Consider the following 17596-nt stretch of genomic DNA (forward strand, 5'->3'; position numbering starts at 1 on the left):
CGACGCCACCGCGCTGGACCCGTACCGCCGCTGGGTCGGGCTGTACGGCAGCGACCCGAGCGTCGTCATCCGCCTCACCGCATGCGGCTCATCAGCCCGGGCGCGGGGCTTCCTGGTCGAGCGATCCGAGGTCCGCGCGGCATGAACACCACCGCCTGCCCCCGGTCAGAAAACCAGTGGCAGGCCCGGCCCGCCCGTGGTGAAGATCGCGGCATGCCCAACTTCCTGGAGACCGACCGGCTCGTGCTGCGCGCGTTCACGGCGACCGACATCGACCACCTGCTCGCCCTGGACAACGACCCCGAGGTCATGCGCTTCATCAACGGTGGCCGCCTCACAAGCCGGGAGGCGATCGAGACAAGGACCCTCCCGCGGCTCCTGCACGACTACCCGTGCTGGAAGACCCGTGGCTACTGGGCCGCGCAGGAGAAGCCCACCGGCACCTTCCTGGGCTGGTTCGAGTTCCGGCCGTTGGAGGAGCACAGCCCCGCCGTGGTCGAACTCGGTTACCGGTTGAACCAGGCGGCATGGGGGCGTGGCTATGCCACCGAGGGGTCCCGGGCCCTGGTCCACAGGGGGTTCGCGGAACTGGGGGTCGAGCGGGTCACCGCAAACACCATGGCCGTCAACACCCGTTCCCGTCGCGTCATGGAGAAATCGGGCCTGTCCTTCGTCCGGAACTTCACCGGGGACTGGCCGGAGGCGATCGAGGGCTCCGAGCACGGTGAAGTCGAGTACGAACTCACCCGGACCGAGTGGGAGCAGCACCGATAGACATCAATGGCCGGCCCAATCCACAACTCTTGACAATTACTCGCGTCGAGGTCGCCCAGGTCCGCACGTGGACGTGCCTGCGCGTCTCCAAGCGCCAGGATCAGCTGACCGTGGTCGTGCCCCGGTCGGTGTTCGCCACCCCGTTCGACGCAGTGAGCGACGGCAAGCTGTAGGACCACCGGCCGACATCAGCTCGACGGCCCACAACGGGGGGCGGCACCTGCGGTGCCCCCCCCCCGTTGTGGTGTTGAAGGCGACGTTCGCCGGGATGTCCTCATCGCGTCCGTCGTACGCGCGGGTGTTGCGCTCGCCGAGCCCAGCGGCGCCGGCCTGGACGCGCATGCCGAGGGTGGTGCCGGTCAGCGGTACGAAGCTCCGAGAGGCTCCTACGCTCCCAACGCGACGTCGCCGGAACCCTCCAGCCCCACAGCGCACCCGTACCGTCGCCGACTACCTCGACACCTACCGTGTCGCCGTTCCAGCCGCCTGAAGGACCCCCTTGATGCCCGACTCCCTCACCCTGATCGCCGCATACGCCGACGGCCACCTCATCGGCTACGGCTACGGCTTCCGCTGCACCCCCGCCTACTGGTAGGGCGAAGCCCTCCTCCCCCGCATCACCCCCGAAGACGCCCGCACCACCACCGCCCTCGCCGGAATCTACGAACTCGCCGTACGCCCCGGCCGGCAGGGACACGGCATCGGCACCCACATCCACCAGAGCCTCCTCGACGCCATGCGCCCCCGTGGGTGTCCCTGCTCGCGATGCCCGGCGCTCCCGCCCAGCACCTCTACCGTCGGCTCGGCTACCAGTACGCCGGCCCGTACAAGACCGGCCCGGACGCACCGGAACTCGACCTCCTGCTCATCCGGGCCGACTCCTGACAGCACGCGCGGTCCGTACTCGGGGTCTGCGAGGAAGGCGTTTCACGTCCCTGCAACAAGGTCTCGTACCCGCTTCTATCGGGTGGTTCTGCCGGCCCAGGCGGGTTCGTCAGGCGGGGTGTTCGACCGTGGCCGGCCAGACGCCCCGTTCGGACAGGTGGAACACGAGGGCCGCGATGTTCCAGGCGTCGTCCTCGCCCCGGTGGTGACGGCCTTCAAGCCGCAGTCCGGCCATCTCCAGCGCCTGTGCCATGCCGGGGCGTTTACGCAGGCCGTATGCCTCGGTGAAGACCGCCTTGGCGTTGGCGTGGTGGCGGCCGAAGGGGTAGGGCGTCCGTGTGGCCCGGCACTGCCGGGTGAACTGGTGCCGGTCGTAGTCGCCCCAACTGACCCACGGCCGGGTCCCTGCGCGGTGCTCGGTCGCCAGCAGCCGGCACGCTTCGGCGAAGCTGACTCCCTGATCGACTTCGTGTGGGGTGAGGCCGGTCAGCTCCGTGCAGAACTCGCTGACGGTGGACCGGACGGGCCTCACCAGGATTCGGTGCCGGGCGAGGCGCTTACCGGCGTCCAGGTCGATGACGGTCAGTCCGATCTCAATGATCTCGCTCACCGCGCCTGACGGCTGGGAACCAGCCCAGCAGGTCGCTTCGACGTCCACAACGTTGACGAGGTGCTCGGGCCAGGTGTTGTCCATGGCGGGGAGCGTAGGGAGGCGCCGCGGCTGGGGCACCTGGTTTTCGGGGCTGCCCCGACGCTCCATTCCGTCCTCACCCGCGTCGGAAGCGTCAGCTCCCAGGATGCGCGGGCTCCCTCATACATGTGCGGGGGCTGGCAGGGCGATGCCACGCCATCGATCGTGAAACGCCGGGGCGCGATCGATCTCCGCAGCGAGTATCCCGTGGTCCAGCCACACGTCCATGTGGGGTCGTCCGTCCGGGCGAGGGGACACGCAGGCCTCGTGCCTCAAATAAGTACTGGACCCGACGGCTCAGGCCTTCCGGTCCCCGATGGGTCAGCGGCACCCGGGAGTCCGCGGCCACGTCAACCGGATCAAAATGATCAAGCGCCAGATGTACGGCGGGCCGGGTTCAGCCTCTTGCGAAAACGAGTCCTTCTTGCCTGCCCGCAGCTCTGTAGCTCTGTAGCTCGACGATTGGGTCCGTTCAGCTGATCGCCAACGGCACAGGATCCAAGCCCAGCTTGCTCCGGCATGAGTCGACGGCCCGCGTGACCCAGGCGGTCACGGCGTCGCGATCTGCCGCGATCCCGTGAAGCTCACGCGCTTTCTCCTGGGCATCGACCATCCACGGAACCAGTGCGTCCTCGCGAAGGACTCGTTCGAAGTGATCGCGGGCCGTATCCGGGTCCCCCACCAGGGCGGCTGCGATCCCGGCGTCGAAGCTCTCCCAGAGGAATCCCCGCCGCACCGGCCTGGACGTCAGGTATCGGGCGACATCCGGCAGAGCCGGGAACCTCTCCCTCAGCGCGGTCACGCTCGCGGCCGCCTGCCGACTGAGTTCGAGTGCCAGCGCCGTGAACTGCTCCTCGGTGCGAAACAGCTCGGAGCCGACCCGGAGTGCGTCCACGTGGAAGGCCAGGTGGTCCACGTCGTGCCACAGCCACATCGCACCGACGTTCAGACCACTGCCGGCAATCCGCGGCGGGGTGAACTCCACCACCCCGAGCCACCACCCGTGATCATCAACCCACAGCCGTGACCGCCCGCGCTGGGCCAGGCCGAGCGGCTTCAGGGACTCCCGCGCCGCCGAGGTAATGATCCGGAGCACCGGACTGCGATCTGCCATGCCCGGCATTATCGGCTGGCCCACCGACACACCGTCGGTCGTGGTGGCACATCACCATCGCGGAGTAGTTCAACAACACTGAGCGTCGCCGCTCCACAAGGGGTGGGCCAGAACCCGTTCTCGCGACAAAACCAGTACGAGGCGGTGCGTGGAGCAGAGGACCATTCGGCTCGGGGCCCGCCTCGCGGTTCAGGGTGCGGGCGTCATACCCGCGTACGGGCCTGGGCGTCCGTCAGAAGTAGAACACCGCCTCGGTGTCACGCACCGCTCCGCAGTTGTTGCCGTAAGACTTGGTCCAGTCGACGGTGCGGCCGCGGTAGGTGCCGCGCGCCGTCAGGGTGACGGGGGCGTACTCGGCAGTGCAGGTGGCGTTCGGCTCGGCGTTCAGGCGGTCGAAGTCGCCGTCGACGGCGGCGAGGGCGGCGCAAGCCTCCTTGCGGTGCGGATGGGCGAGGCGGTCGGAGGCGGGGCAGTCGAGCCAGACGTTGCCGATCTCCTCGGTTTCGCCCTCGGTGCGGGCGGCGGTGAGGTGGAGCCGGGTGTTCTCGGTCGGCGGTCACCTCGCTCGATGGGGTCACGCCGGGCGGCTGCTCTGCTTGATGGGACGCTCTCCGTACGGTGGAGTTCACCGCGACCAGCGCCCGGCCGGTGCTCGCCTGACGTACTTCACGAGCGGGGCTCGGCAAGGCCTCACGTGCGCCGAATCCCTTCGTCCATGCGGGCGGTCGTTGTCGCACGGTGGGGTGATCGCGGGCATGGCCCCGTGACGGCCCTCGCTCCGGCGGGGGTTGGCTGGCATGCGAATCAAGATCTTGAGCCTGGCAGTTCTCGGCGCCGCACTCGTGGGTGCGGTCCCGGCAGGGCAGGCGGTCTCGGCGTCGGCGGACCGACCGTGTCCGGCGGAGCTGCGCTGGGACGGCGACCGGAAGTGCTACTCGGCTACCGCGCGGGGCGTGGCCCTGGTGGACCTGCACATTCAGACGATGCGGGGGCGCGACCACGCGCGTGCGGTCGGGATGGTGGAGGAGGGTGGCGCGGTCTGGATGGAGGTGAAGAAGAACGGCGGGCCGGCGAAGAGGGTGTTCCTCAAGCGGGTACCGAAGGGCGGTACGGACAACCCGAACGCGGCGTCGCGGCAGAAGGCGACGGGCTGGCAGTACGACGGCCCGGGCTATCTGGTCCGGGGGTGCGCGGCGAACGCGGGCGATCGGCTGAAGGCCTGCACGGGCTGGCACTGACCGGCTCGGTGAGCTGTTGTGGGGTGGCCCTCGAAGGACGGGGACGTACTGCCTTCGGAGGGCCACCCCTCCAGGGGCCGGAAGGCGGGTCAGTCCCAGATCGGGTCGCCGGCCGCACCCCACCCGGGATCATCCAGGCCCCAGCCGATGTCGCTCGGTCCGGTACCCCAGCCGGTGTCGCTCATGAAGATCCCCTCCGTGGCCCGCGGGTATGCGGCGCATCCTGGTGCGGTGACGCTGCCTCCTGACCAGGGGAAACGGCAGGGGGTCCGGGAACTGTCCGGGCGATCACCTCGCGATGCGGCATGCCAAGTACTCCTGTCATACGTGCTCGGTAGGGTTCGCCGGCATGGGAGCGAGCAGATGGTCGTACTTCACGCCTTTCCAGCAGAGTGAACAAGTCGCTCTGAACGATCTTCGCGAGGCGGTCTTCGCCCGCGATGCCGAGTACTACCGGGAAGCGGGCGTTGAGACGCTGGCAGTACTGATGGCGAGCGGTTGGCTGGAGGAGGAACCAGCGCATTCGGTGCTTGACGTCGAACGCGTGGTCCGCTGCGAGGAGGACACGGAGGAGCCCGGCGACGTAAGGGTGGTCGAAGCGGCGGAAGCAGTCGAACTGTTCGGGACGGCGCAGCCCGTGCGGGAGGTTGTCGAGCAGGCCCTGAAACGGGCCGGTGACGGATGGTTTCCGCCGCTCGATCGTGGCTCCGGCTGCTGCACGATCGTCTACGGCGCCGAGGGCCGCCCGACAGAGCTGTGTTTCTGGGGCTTCACCGGCGACTGATCCGTGCTCCATGGCCAGACATACCCGCTAGCACGGCTGGTGAGCCCTCACGAATGGTGGAGTCCACCGAGATGTCCCCGTCGATCTCGCCAGCCGCGTCGGCCTCGGCCTGGACCTGCTGGAGCAGGCGTTGCCAGGTTCCGTCGGCCGGACAACTCCTAGGCGGCCGGGGCTGCCAGTGAATTCGCGGGGTGGGTGCCGTACCTGATGGTGGCCTCTGAGTGAGGGGCCGGGGGCGAGAAGGGCTGAACGAGCGGCCACCTTGCGCGGCTTCACTCTCTGTGCACAAGATACCCCTATCATGTGACACTGAGTGAGGATTTGTTCGGTGTTCGTGCCCGCCGCCAGGGAGTCGCATAGTCATGCCCATGTTGCTGATCAAGGGTTCGTACCACCTCATCGGAAGCCGGTCGGACGGGGACACCGTCCACTTCAAGCCGGACAAGAAGGAGGAGTGGAACCTCGTCCCCGGCCCCCACAAGGTCGAGCACAACGGGTCCGGCAAGGCCAAGCTGCGGCTGGACGCCATCGACACGCTGGAAACCCACTACTCACGCAACGGCAACCCTGAGGTCCATCAGCCGTGGCTCCACGGCCGAGCGGCCCGGAACGAGCTGACGAACTGGCTCGGCTTCACCACCGTAGAGCGCACTGAGGACGAGACCGTCACCGCGGCCACTCCCACGACCCGACCCGGCTGGATCCTCACCCGCGGCGCGGCCCGCGACAAGCGTTGCATCGCCCTTGTCGGCAAGGGCACACCCCCGGGCACGAGCGGCACACAGATCCACGTCGACGCGGCCCTGCTGCGCACCACGTTCAATCACCACGTGCTCGCGGAGGGCCTGGCCTACCCGACGTACTACACGAACCTCTTCCCCGACCTGCGCGACGAGTTGACCGCCGCGGTACTCCAGGCACAGGAGGCCGTACCCAAGAAGGGCCTGTGGAAGGACGACGACACGCTGGACGGCGCGACCGTCATCGGCATCGACTCCCTCCAGGACGACGCCGTGATCCTGCCCAAGCTGTTCCGGCGGCTGGTGGACTACCTGTACCTCGGCGACCCCGACGCCCCAGACCTGTCCGGCTTCCCGGCCTTCCTCGACCAGGCCGCGGACGAGTTCTGGATCATCTCCACCAGCCACCACACGACAGGCCTCGACGAAGTCGTCGACGTCATCGACAGCAAGGTGCGGATGACCCATCCGCCCGAGGACCTCGTATTCGTCGAGAACTGAACGAGGAGCGCGCCATGACCCACGCCGCGGACTTCCGCGCCCTGTCCGAACTCCTGACCGGCGAAACGCCACTGGACCAGGCCACCGCGGACGCACATCGCACCCGCCTCGAAGCCCATTACCCGGCCTCGCTCACCCGCCTGGTCGACACCTACCGCACCACCTCAGGTCAGCCCGACCCAGGGGCTGCGCTGTTCGCCGCCGTGAACGCCGATCCCGAACTCGCCCGCATCGCCCGCGAGACGCTCGCGATCTGGTACACCGCCCAGTTCGCCCGGCCCGACAACACCCAGGCAGGGCCCGACACCCCCGCCCGCTACCGCGGCGCCCTGGTGTGGCAGGCGATCAGCGCACACCCGCTCTCCGCGGCACCGACGCCCGGCGGATACGGCTACTGGGCCCAGCACCCCTAAGACGAGGACACCCCATGGACACTGCCTACGACGTCGTCATCGTCGGTGCCGGCGTGGCAGGCGCCCTCTGCGCCTGCCGGATCAAGGAAGCCAAGCCCCAGGCCCGCGTCCTGCTCATCGACGCCGGCGACAACGGGATCGACGACGATCAACGGGCCGCGTTCGTCGACGCCTACCAGGTCTCCGCCGCGAAGAACGTTCCCTCTCCGTACGCGGCTCTGCCCAACAACAAGGACGGCTACGCCCCCTCCTCCGACGGGGTCGGCGACCCGGTCGCCATGAACCGCTACTACGTGGAGAACGGCCCCGACCTGTTCAAGAGCGGCTTCCAGCGCATGGTCGGGGGCAGCACCTGGGCCTGGCGCGGCAACAGCCCCCGCTTCCTGCCCAGCGACTTCGCGATGAAGACCCGCTTCGGCGTCGCCGTCGACTGGCCGCTGACCTACAACGATCTCGAACCCTTCTACGCGCAGGCCGAGAACGAACTCGGGGTCTCCGGCAACCGCGACGAATGGGCAGCCCTCACTCCGCGCAGCACCGACTTCCCCATGCCCGGCATCGTCGCCAGCTACGGAGACGAGCTCATGCGGGCCGCCCTCGCCACCATCGACCCGATCGACGAGATCCCCGTCACGGTGGTCACCACCCCGCAGGCACGCAACTCCCAGACCTATCAGGGCCGCAGTGCCTGCCAGGGGAACTCCAGCTGCATCCCGGTGTGCCCCTCGGGTGCCAAGTACGACGCCTCCATCCATGTCCGCAAGGCACGCGATGAACTCGACGTAGAGGTACGGACCGGCTGCACCGTCACCCGCCTCATCCCGCGCCCAGGCACCGCCTCGCCGACCGTGGCCTTCCGCGACTGGACCACCACCGACCGGGCCGAGCAGCAGGTCAACGGCACCCATGTAGTCCTGGCCCTCAACGCCATCGAGACCCCGAAGCTGTGGTTGATCTCCGGCCTGGACAACCGCAGCGACCAGGTGGGCCGCAACCTCATGGACCACCTCGCCGAAGAGGTCGTCGGCCTGTTCGGGCAGCCCGTCTTCCCCTTCCGCGGGCCCCAGTCCACCCTCAGCATCGAGACCTTCCGCGACGGCGACTGGCGCCGCACCACCGGTGCCTTCCGCATGACGATCGGCAACGACGGCTGGGGGCGCTTCGAATCACCCGCCGCCGCCCTGGACAAGCTGATGTGGGACCCCGTCGGCAAGACGCTCAAGCACTACGGCGACGACCTCAAGGACAAGCTCGCCGAGCGCGTCACCCGCATGGCGCGCATCGGCTACTCCACCGAACAGCTCCCCGACTCCGCCAACCGCGTCACCCTCTCCGACCAGCGCGACGGCCTCGACGTGCCCCGCCCCAAGATCGCCTTCAAGATCGACGATTACTCCAAGCGGGCCCTCGCCTACGGGCACTCGGTCGCCCGCCGCCTCTGGCAGCACCTGGAGGACACCGCCGGCGCGGAAGAGATCGAACCACTTCAGCCCACCCTGAAGTACAACGGAGCCGGACACCCCATGGGCACCACCCGCATGGGCACCGACCGAGCCACCTCCGTCGTCGACGCCGACGGCCGCTCCCACGCCCACCCCGGCCTCTGGGTCGTCGGCAACTCCGTCTTCCCCACCGGCAGTACCGCCAACCCCACCCTCACGCTCGCCGCTCTTACCCTCCGCACGGCGGACAAACTCGCCGCAAGCCTTTGACAGCACATCGATCATGACCGTCACCACGCGTCTGGCCATCGCCCGCCACGGACAAGCCCGGTGCAACGTCGAAGGCCGCGTCGGCGGACCGAAGACCTGCACCGGACTCACCGACCTCGGGCGGCACCAGACCGAACGCCTGGCTGCCCGGATCGCCGCTGCGCAGAGCACCGATGACCGCATCGATGCCGTCTACGCGGGGCCCCGCCGACGCCTCCAGGAGAGCGGTCGGATCCTCTCGGCCGCCCTGAGCCTCCCCCTCCTGACCGATCCGGGCCTCGACGGCCCCCGGCACGGCCAAGCGGACGGCATGCTCTGGCGCGAGGTCGAAGCAGCTTTCCAGGGAGCCCCGCAGACCCACCCGGACCGCCCGTACGCGCCTGGCGCCGAACCCTGGAACAGCTATCTGGCCCGAGCCACCCGCCACCTCACGGGTCTCCTCGAACGCCACGACGGTCAGCACATCCTGCTGGCCGCACACGGCGAAACCCTCTATGCGGCCTGCCATCTCCTTCTCGGCATCCCGGTCAGCCAGAGCCCGGCGATCGGCTTCGGTACCTCCCACGCAGGCCTCACCCGCTTCGAACGACGCCAGGACGGCTACCACAACACCCGCTGGATTCTCGCCGCCCTCAACGTCACCGCGCACCTGAACGAGCCCGCCTGACGCAGCGCCTGTACGTTCGGGTACGGGCCGTTGAGCGAGGCTCTCAGATGCCCTTGGCGCTGGCGAGGGCATCGCCGAGCTCTTCGTGACTCGCCGGACAGGCTGCGCATGCCGGCTTTCGTTGCGCGTAGGACCTGATCACCCCTACCGGGCAGGCCGCGGCGTGGGCAGTTCCAGCAGAACCGGCCCGCCGACTGCCGCGGAGTCGATCCGGCCGATCTTGGACTCAGCGCCGGCGAGGCCGCCCCGGAGCCTCTCGTGCCCGAGGTCGAAGTGAGCCCAAGGCTTGACACAAAGGGGAGCCATGAGCGGATGCCGATGACCGCTACCGACGCAGCCGGCCGAGTCGGCTGCGGATCAACCTCCGCCACGGCGGAGTGCGCGTCATCAGGCTCCCGCGTGGACGTGCGCGGCCCACACCGAAGGCAGGTTCGGATACTTCTTCCTGAGCTGCCTGACCGCGCGATGGACCGCCGCCGACGCGCACAACGCACCGGATCGATCCGCGATCAACTCGCCGTAGATCTGCTGACTGAAGACTGGTGCCACGACGTCGTCGACGCGCCAGAGCGTGCCGACCACCTGGGAGAACCCCGCTATCTGAAAGGCCGCCAACGGGTGGATCGCCTCGTCGGACAGGCGCACGGTGGTGCGGGCCGTGTCGCAGGCCGACAGGAACGCGAACTCCGCGTTCCGCAGGCGCAGCCGGGAAAGGTCCAGCACCCGAAACGGAGCGCGGTCGTGGTCGTGCAGCGCGAGGTGGCTGTCCGAAGGGTTGTCCGGGTCGCTGTACCCGTGGCAGGCGAAGTGCGCCCAGCCGCTGGCCGGCAAGGCGTCGAGAACGGCGTCACGAGTCGCGTCCGCGCCGACCAGGACCGTGGCGCCGGGTACGAGAGCGGCCAGGTGGTCGGCTTCGGCCTGTGCGCCAGGCAGGTCCGGGGCGTCCGGAGTGCGCGGCATCGCGACCACCAGCAGCCGCGGCTCGTTCCGGTCGTCGCGGCGGCCCGCGCGGGCGTGGCCCAGAGCGCGGATCGTCGGCGTCGTCGAGGAGACGACCCGGTCGAGGAGCACAGGTCCGTCGTCGCGGTGGTGGCCCGCCGCGTGCAGGGGGAGCAGGCTGAGCGACCCGACCGGGGCCCACCAGATCCTTGGCCACGGACCATCCGCCGCCGGTTGCGCCGTCAGCCCCAGTTCGCCGAGCACAGGGCCCGCGACGGTGTCCCACAGCCACTCGAGCGTGTCATGGATCGCCTGCTCGGCGGCCAGCCGCCCCTCCGTGAACGCGGTGTGCAGAGCGCGTACGCGGTGACTCACGGTCTCTTCGCTCAGCCGGTCCAGCGCGCGTGACCGGACCCCGTCCGGAGTGATGATCAGCGCGTCACACCGGTGCCGGCTGACGTTGACGTACACGATCGGGCCCTCGTGCGCCTGCGCGGTGAGGTCGGTGAGCAGTGGGGGCCGTAGGAACCGCTCCATCCCGGGCAGCGCGCGGATCCTGTCGGTCACCGCGTCGAGCTCGTCGGCGAGGGCCACGCGGTCGCTCGTGGTGTCGGTTTCGAACTCCGCGGTGAGCGTCTGGAAGCGTTCGGCCAGCTCGGGCGCCCGCTCGCGCAGGTCGGAAAGATCGCCGCGGCTGTCGAGTGCCTGGGCGGCGAGCACGCAGCGTCCGGATTCGAGCAGGGTCACCGCGCTCACCTCGTCGCCGGCGGCCAGCGCGCACGCGGCCGCGTCGGCGGCGACCCCGGCGAAGCGGCCGAGCCAGTACTGGGCGTCCTCGCGGCCCAGGCGGCGCCCGGCGAGCCGGGGCAGCAGCCGGACCGCGGCGGCGTACCCCTCGGCGGCCGCGTCGAACTGCCCGGCCTCGGCGGCCAGATCGCCCCACCGGTCCGCCGCTTCCGCCCGGCTCTCCGTCGGCGATCCGGCAGACGCCGCAGCCTCCCGGTAGCAGCCGAGCGCCTCGGTCAGCGCGTCGCCGTCGCCGAGGTGCCGGTAGCCGAGCGCCAGGACGTTGGCGACGCGGGTCAGCAAACCCGCCCGGGAATAGGCGTCCTGCTCGGGCCTCCGCGCCGCACTCCGGGCCAGGCCGATCGCCTCGGCGAGGAGTTGCGGATCCGGCGGCTCCCGTCGCGCGACGGCGGGTGCGGCGGGGTTCGTGCACCAGTCGCCGAGCGCGGCGGCGAGGCTCGCGGTGTACCCGGGCCAGTGCGGGCTGTCCTGCGGAGTCGCGGCCACGGACGCGCGACGCGCAGCGATCGCGTCGCGCAACGCGTTCCGGTCGCCGAACTTCTCGTACGCCATCCCCAGCACACCGCCGAGATTGGCGAGCCGCACGGCCCGGCCCGGGTCGTCGTCCGCCGTCACATCCGCGGCCGCGCGGTGCGCGGCGATCGCCTCGTCGAGCACGCTCGCCTCGCCCGTCCTGGTGAACCAGTCGGACAGCATGGCGCCGAGGTTGGAGAGCCGCTGGGCCTGCTCGGCGACCAGGCTCGCGCCGAGGCGGACGGACTCCCGCGCACGGTCGACCGCCTCCGACAACACCTGCAGCTCGCCGGTCACCCGGAACCGGTTGTGCAGCACGACGGCGAGGATCCCGAGCGACCGCGGGTGGTCGCCCTGCCCGGCCGTGGCCTCAGCGGCACGGCGGGCGACGTCGATCGCGTCCATGACGTGGGCCAGGTCTCCGGTCGCGTGGAACAACGCGTTCAGGTTGATGGCGAGGTTGCCCATGAACTGGACCCGCAGCGGATGGCCCGCCGACGTGCACGCGACCGCCTCCCGCTCGACGCTGACGGCCTCCGCGAGCGCGGCGTGGTCCCCGAACTCTTCGCCCCGGGTGGCCAGCGCCGTGGCGAAGTGGTCCAGCCGCACGCCCCGACGGGGGTGTCCGGCGGGGGTCGCCGCCGCCGCCGAACGCCCGAGCTCGATCGCCCGGTCGAGCAGGGCCGAGTCCCGGGTCTGCTTGAACTCGGCGGCGTACCGGCCGCACACTTCGGCTTCGGTATCGGCGCGTTCCCAGCCACGGTTCGATTTCGGGCGCTCGCCGGTGAGCGTGGCCCAGTCTCGTTCCGTGGTCGTCAGCTCGGAGAGGTTCTGCGAGTGCCGTGGATCGGTGACCGGAGTGTGGGCCACCAGCGTCTTCCGGACCCGAAGCAACTCGGCCAGATCATCCCGCGCTCCGCGAGCCCGGTAGCGGTCGTCGAGAAGGTACGCGAGGTTCTTCAACCGGTCGAGCACGTCGGACGACCCGGCCTGCGTGAGCTCCACCGCTCGCCGCGCGGCGTCGACGGCTTCCTCCACGACGCCGGTCTCCCCTGTCTCATGGGACCAGTCGCGCAGGACGACGGCGAGGAAGTGCAGGCTCCTGGCGGTGGACACGTCATCGGGGGAGCATGCGACGGCGGCCCGCGCGTGCTCGGCTGCTTCCGCCAGGGCGGCGAGGTCTTCCGTCACGGTGAACGCCGTCCGCAGCGCGACAACGAGGTTACCCAGGTAGAACGCCTTCTTCGTGGACGGTTCCTCCTCGACGGCCGTCCGGCTCCAGTCCAGCGCGTCGGCCAGGGTTTCGCGGTCCTGGTTCCGCCGGAACGCGGTGTGCAGCAGCATGCCGATGTTGTTGGCGTAGCCCGCCGAAGCCTCCGGACTTCCGTACGCCAGGAGGTAGGCCTCCGTGACTGCCCGGACGGCTTCCTGCAGGAACGCGAAGTCGCCGGTCTGGTGGTAGCGGGTCTGCAGCAGGCCTCCGAGATTCGACAGGACCGAGCGGCGCTCGGCCACGTCCTCGGCGGCCAGCAGGGCATGGCCGAGGCCGATCGCCTTCTCGACCGACGCGGGGTCCGCGCTGTGCCGGGCCACGTGGAACGCCTCCCAGAACCGCTCGGCCAGGCCGTTCGCGGGCCCGCCACCCATGCGTCAGTCCTCGTTGCCGTTCGAGGTGCCGGCCGGGCCGTCGGGCGCCTCGTCCGGCTCGGCGACCGTGCGTTTCGGGGTGTAGCCGCGTTGTGCGGATTCCTGCAGCAGCGCCGCCTCTTCGGGCGAGAGCTCGGGTTCGTCCGCCATCATCGCTCCTCCCCCGGCACGACCGCCGGTTCTCCGGCTTCGACGAACTCCAGCACGTCGAAGTCTTCCGCCCGCAGCCGCAGGCCCGCCGTCCCGTGCACGCGCGCGCCGAACGACCCGTCGGCACCCATCACGCGCGCCGATTCGAGGTACAGCTCGGCCGGGTGGGGGTACGAGGAGGCGTACGACCGGTTGCCGTACCAGCCGCCCGCCCAGTTGCCGTCCTTGAGCCGCACGCGCACGAAGCACGGTTCGCGGTCGCGGAACGCGTGGTCCCAGGCGCTGGGCGTGCGCAGGAACCGAGCCTTGCGCCGCTGCCGATCCACCTGGGAAACGATGACCGCCGCCACGGCCGGCACGACGAGGAACAGCACCACGGCGACGAAGCCGACCTCTCGCGGCCGCTCCACGAAGCCGTCCCAGCCTCCGCCGGTGCCTCGCGCCAGGCGAACCAGCGCCGGCCCCGCCACCACGGCGTACAAGGCGTCCAGCGCGATCGACGCGACGATCGCCCGCAGCACCCGCTCACCCAGATCACGCTCACCGGGCACCGGCCCACGGCGGCGTTCCCGGACGAACTGATAGGTGACCCCGGGCAGCACCAGAAGGACGAGTAGAGCGAGCTGCACGACGGTCGCAGGCGCCTGCACTCACCACCCCCATGACTCACGGGCTCCGTTCGATCAGGCTACTGGCTTGCGTGTCTGAGCGCGAACGACGGTACGAAACACGGCAGTTGGGACCATCGCTCGGTGACCCCGGGCACCTCGCCGGGGGCTTCGCCGTGCGGCCCGAGGAAGACCACCGTGCCCACCTTCGAGACCCTGCCCCGCTTCACCGCTGACCCCGGGTGTTCGTCTGTGACGCGCGCCGAGACGGCGCGGGAACCGACGGGCGGGGTCGCTCACCAGTCGTTGCCAGGCCGGTGGCTCTCGTCCGTCGCTACTGGCCCTGCCACGCGAACTTCTGGAAGTCGCTGTAGTTGCAGTCGAGCGTTTTGAGCCCGTTGATGCTGTCGTCGAGGCAGCGGCCGGTCTCCTCGTTGACGAACGTGAAGGCCCACTTCTTCGAGTCCAGGACAAGCCTCCAGCGCTGGAACGGCAGCCCATTGCAGGGGATTGCCTGGAGTCCGTTCACGCTGTCGTCAAGGCACCGGTCCGTGCCGGCGTTCTTCAGCCCAACGTTGCCGTTGGAGGCCGGTTTGTAGATCCAGTTCTGGAACGGGTAGCCGTTGCAGGGGTGGGCCCGGAGGCCGAGGTTGCTGTCGTCAACGCACCAGGTGGTCTTCAGGTTCTTGATCTCACCTGAGGAAGGTGCCGCAGTGGCTGTGCCGTTGCCAGTGAGGCAGAGGAGACCCACCGTGGCAAAGACGAGCCCGCTCCGCCTGGAAGCTGAACGAAGAAGCATGGCCATGCGTGTCCCCCTGAACGCCGGACTCCCGCGCTCGATGCGCTCGATGCGCTCGATGCGCTAGGTCGGGCACTTTGCCGTTGCCAGAGGACTGTCGGCATCTGACCGGTTTTCGGCAGCTGGACTGACCTGTTCCCCGCCCACTGGAGGGCGAGCGAGCCCAGAGATCCGCCGCACCGATAAGGCCTCGCCCCCGTGGACGAAGAACCCGGCACTTCCGCCACAGCTGGTCAGCCGTCGCCCCGCTGGAAGACACCGAGCACAGTCGGAGGGTGCCGGCGGGATCTGGTCCGCGCCGACGAGGGCGTTACGGTAGGCGGTGACGTACGGCTCGTGAGCAAAGACGTCGACGCCGCGCACGCGGTCGAGCCGGAGTTCGGATCGGAGCTGCGCCGGCTGCTCCCGCATGTCGCCGAACGCGTCATCGTCCCGGTCACCGCTGGGGACGACCAGCACCAGGAACCGGACGCGGACTCCTTCGACCTGGAAGCGCTCGGCCGGATCCTCCTGGAGGTGCTCCGTGAAGGCGACTCCCTGCGCCTGGAAGTGGGCGTGGCCATCGCCCGGACCGTCATCGCGATCAGTCACTGCCGGGGTCGGTGCAGCCGGCGTCCAGCTGCAGATAGGCCCGCCGGCCGTCGTCGTACGCCCGGACGGTCGCCTCGTCGCCGCAGATCCGTACATCCGCGATCCCCGGCAGGAGCGTACGCTCGGTCCGCTCACGGCGGGGACGGGGCGGGCCACCCTCGGGCAAAGAGGCCGCCCCGCTCTGAGTGAGAACGGGTTCTGGCGCCGGTCCGGGATCGGCAGGGGGCGGGGCGGCCCGTTTCCGATGTACCCCAAGGCCATACCCCGCGAGGTTCCGGCCTCGGGGATCAATCGATCCGTGGTTATCGGCGCGATTGATCTTGGTGCCCGAGACACCTCCCAGCCGAATTGCGGGGCCGGCCGGGCGCGCGTCACCCTGATAGTCGAGGGCAGGTGCTGACGTGCACACCAGCGACGAGATCTACCACCGGGTTCTCTGGGACCCGCGCTTCGACCCTGAGCGGTTCGTGATGGGGATCGCCGAGCGCGGGGCCCCGCCGAAGCGGGTCCTGCTCGGCGACTTCGTGCCGGGCGGGGAGATTCCCTGGCACCGGGTGGTGTTCTTCGAGGCGGACGGCCAGGTCGTCTGGGACCGCGCCTCCGGCGTCGACCGGCTCGACGAGACCCTCGTCGGGCAGGTCGGTCCCGTGCCCGCCCCGGCACCCGGCGATGTCCTCGCCGTCCCGTCGACGAACCGCACCGCCGTCGCCTGGCTGCCGCCGGCGGAGTTGTGGCCGCCGATCCAGCACATTCGCCGCGAACACGACCGGCAGATCCACCGCTGGCCGCCGCACGTCAACGTGCTCTTCGGGTTCGTTCCCGAGGCCGAGTTCGCCCGGGCCCTGCCGTTCGTTGCCGCGGCGCTCGCCGAGACGCCGCCGTTCACCGCCCGCCTTGCGGGCGTCCACTGGTTCGGACACCGCGAGGACGCCACCGTCTGGATCGACCCGGCCGCCGCCGGCCACGAGCCCTGGGCGCGGCTGCGGGAGTCGTTGGATCTCCGCTTCCCGCTCTGCGGATCGCACGCGCACGGCTTCACCCCGCACCTGTCCCTCGGCCGTACCCCGGACCCACACCCTCTCGCCCGCAAGGCGGAGGCCCTCCTCGGCCCCATGACGGCCCGGGTCGACGAGCTGGTCCTCCTCTCCCGGCGCGGCGACGGGCCGATGCGGGTCCGGGCCCGCGTCCTGCTCGGCAGCGGCGACGTACGTCACCCGGAGAGTCCGGCCCTTCCGGGCAACTCGGGGCGGGGGTGGCCGGGGTTATAGCGGGCGCCGTAGGGGATCCGGCGGAGTCCGAGGATGAGGCGTACTGGCACAAGCTCAAGCTCTGTGCGTGGGCCGTCGGCATCGTGACCGTCGGGGTGGCCGTGGCGATGGCGATCGTGGGGTCGGGGTTCCTCGCGGTCCTCTTCCTGATCGGCACCCCGGTGACCCTGGGAATCGCCGTGCTCGGTCTCTACGCGACGAGGATGCCGTACTACGAGTGGTACCTGCCCCGGTACGGCATCACCGTCGAGGCGGTGTACCGCGGCCCCCGGAGCTACGCCTACACCGACCTGCACGGCACGGCACGCACCGCCTCCGTCCCGGGCAACGCCCCGACCAGACGGGTCGCCTACCACCCGGACAGGCCCGGCGAGGCGTTCGCCGCGTACTCGTGGATCCGCAAGGTGCTCCGCACCCTGTTCTGTCTGGCGTTCCTCCTCGTCGGCCTCTCCCTCTTCGCCTTCAACGTCTACATGGCCGTCGACGGCTTCCAACGCGGCTAACTGATCGTTTCAGGATTCGGAGGGCATGGCGTCGGCCTGCGTGTTCCAGGCGAAGGCGGCGTGCGGCCGTCCGAGGTCGCGGTGGATCTCCGTGGCGTCGGCCGGCGGCTCGCAGACCGCCGCTCCCCTTGCCGCATATGCCGGTGGCTGGTCCGTGCACGCCTCTGGCGCACCCGGCCGGCGCGATGGCAGGGTGAACGACAAGCGGCCCCCGCAGCCCCGCCCTGCGGTGCGCGGCCGTCGGCCCGGCCC

Annotated in this window: 16 protein-coding genes and 4 pseudogenes; 11 read left to right on the top strand and 9 right to left on the bottom strand. The window is 70.0% G+C overall.

Features of this window, described 5'->3' with window-relative positions; translation table 11 throughout:
• Positions 1-213: 213 nt before the first annotated feature.
• From OG580_RS00385 to OG580_RS36240, 3 genes and pseudogenes are all read left to right on the top strand, one after another.
• Entirely contained in the window at positions 214-774 is a 561-nt protein-coding gene (locus tag OG580_RS00385) for a GNAT family N-acetyltransferase (RefSeq protein WP_267041607.1), read from the top strand.
• A gap of 29 nt (positions 775-803) precedes the next feature.
• Entirely contained in the window at positions 804-947 is a 144-nt protein-coding gene (locus tag OG580_RS00390; protein WP_267041608.1) for a hypothetical protein, read from the top strand.
• A 485-nt stretch (positions 948-1432) separates the two neighbouring features.
• Positions 1433-1516 (top strand): annotated as a pseudogene (locus tag OG580_RS36240) (hypothetical protein); the annotation flags it as partial.
• A gap of 252 nt (positions 1517-1768) precedes the next feature.
• Here the strand turns inward: OG580_RS36240 and OG580_RS00395 are convergent.
• From OG580_RS00395 to OG580_RS36245, 3 genes and pseudogenes are all read right to left on the bottom strand, one after another.
• Positions 1769-2353 carry a 3'-5' exonuclease gene (locus tag OG580_RS00395; RefSeq protein WP_267041609.1) on the bottom strand — a complete coding sequence of 195 codons (585 nt, stop codon included), beginning with the start codon at positions 2351-2353 and terminating at the stop codon, positions 1769-1771.
• Between the two features lie 469 nt (positions 2354-2822).
• The gene (locus OG580_RS00400) at positions 2823-3464 is read right to left on the bottom strand and encodes a hypothetical protein (protein WP_267041610.1); all 642 of its coding nucleotides are present in this window, start codon (positions 3462-3464) and stop codon (positions 2823-2825) included.
• Positions 3465-3696: 232 nt separating this feature from the next.
• A pseudogene (locus OG580_RS36245) lies at positions 3697-3993 on the bottom strand (SSI family serine proteinase inhibitor); the annotation flags it as partial.
• 268 nt (positions 3994-4261) lie between these two features.
• Here OG580_RS36245 and OG580_RS00405 point away from each other — a divergent pair.
• Positions 4262-4702 carry a hypothetical protein gene (locus tag OG580_RS00405; protein ID WP_267041611.1) on the top strand — a complete coding sequence of 147 codons (441 nt, stop codon included), beginning with the start codon at positions 4262-4264 and terminating at the stop codon, positions 4700-4702.
• Positions 4703-5051: 349 nt separating this feature from the next.
• On the top strand, positions 5052-5486 hold the full coding sequence (locus tag OG580_RS00410; RefSeq protein WP_267041612.1) for a hypothetical protein: 435 nt from the start codon (positions 5052-5054) through the stop codon (positions 5484-5486).
• A gap of 52 nt (positions 5487-5538) precedes the next feature.
• Here OG580_RS00410 and OG580_RS00415 read toward each other — a convergent pair.
• Positions 5539-5634: pseudogene (locus tag OG580_RS00415) on the bottom strand (IS5/IS1182 family transposase); the annotation flags it as partial.
• A 214-nt stretch (positions 5635-5848) separates the two neighbouring features.
• On the opposite strand from OG580_RS00415, the gene OG580_RS00420 reads away from it, so the two are divergent.
• Genes OG580_RS00420 through OG580_RS00435 form a run of 4 tightly spaced genes read left to right on the top strand, consistent with a single transcriptional unit; the run spans position 5849 to position 9519 of the window.
• A complete protein-coding gene (locus OG580_RS00420; protein ID WP_267041613.1) occupies positions 5849-6727 on the top strand; it encodes a thermonuclease family protein in 879 nt (292 codons plus the stop codon).
• A 14-nt stretch (positions 6728-6741) separates the two neighbouring features.
• Positions 6742-7140, top strand: a complete 399-nt coding sequence (locus OG580_RS00425) for a sugar dehydrogenase complex small subunit (RefSeq protein WP_267041614.1) — start codon at positions 6742-6744, stop codon at positions 7138-7140.
• 14 nt (positions 7141-7154) lie between these two features.
• Entirely contained in the window at positions 7155-8852 is a 1698-nt protein-coding gene (locus OG580_RS00430; protein WP_267041615.1) for a GMC family oxidoreductase, read from the top strand.
• Positions 8853-8865: 13 nt separating this feature from the next.
• A complete protein-coding gene (locus tag OG580_RS00435) occupies positions 8866-9519 on the top strand; it encodes a histidine phosphatase family protein (protein WP_267041616.1) in 654 nt (217 codons plus the stop codon).
• Positions 9520-9906: 387 nt separating this feature from the next.
• On the opposite strand, the gene OG580_RS00440 is transcribed toward OG580_RS00435, so the two are convergent.
• The 5 genes from OG580_RS00440 to OG580_RS00460 all read right to left on the bottom strand — a co-directional run bounded on the left by OG580_RS00440 (position 9907) and on the right by OG580_RS00460 (position 15739).
• Positions 9907-13425 carry a CHAT domain-containing protein gene (locus OG580_RS00440; protein WP_267041617.1) on the bottom strand — a complete coding sequence of 1173 codons (3519 nt, stop codon included), beginning with the start codon at positions 13423-13425 and terminating at the stop codon, positions 9907-9909.
• Between the two features lie 3 nt (positions 13426-13428).
• The gene (locus tag OG580_RS00445) at positions 13429-13578 is read right to left on the bottom strand and encodes a hypothetical protein (RefSeq protein WP_267041618.1); all 150 of its coding nucleotides are present in this window, start codon (positions 13576-13578) and stop codon (positions 13429-13431) included.
• Positions 13575-14225, bottom strand: coding sequence for a DUF6338 family protein (locus OG580_RS00450; protein WP_267041619.1), 651 nt, complete (start codon positions 14223-14225; stop codon positions 13575-13577). Before OG580_RS00450 ends, OG580_RS00445 begins: the two co-directional genes overlap by 4 nt.
• A 292-nt stretch (positions 14226-14517) precedes the next feature.
• Positions 14518-14988: a ricin-type beta-trefoil lectin domain protein gene (locus OG580_RS00455; protein WP_267041620.1), complete on the bottom strand. Its 471-nt coding sequence runs from the start codon at positions 14986-14988 to the stop codon at positions 14518-14520.
• A 577-nt stretch (positions 14989-15565) separates the two neighbouring features.
• Positions 15566-15739, bottom strand: a complete 174-nt coding sequence (locus tag OG580_RS00460; protein WP_267041621.1) for a hypothetical protein — start codon at positions 15737-15739, stop codon at positions 15566-15568.
• Between the two features lie 235 nt (positions 15740-15974).
• On the opposite strand from OG580_RS00460, the pseudogene OG580_RS00465 reads away from it, so the two are divergent.
• A pseudogene (locus OG580_RS00465) lies at positions 15975-16784 on the top strand (RNA repair domain-containing protein); the annotation flags it as partial.
• A 41-nt stretch (positions 16785-16825) separates the two neighbouring features.
• A complete protein-coding gene (locus tag OG580_RS00470; protein ID WP_267041622.1) occupies positions 16826-17344 on the top strand; it encodes a hypothetical protein in 519 nt (172 codons plus the stop codon).
• Positions 17345-17596 lie beyond the last annotated feature (252 nt).

The sequence above is a fragment of the Streptomyces sp. NBC_00094 genome, from assembly GCF_026343125.1.
Taxonomy (GTDB): domain Bacteria; phylum Actinomycetota; class Actinomycetes; order Streptomycetales; family Streptomycetaceae; genus Streptomyces.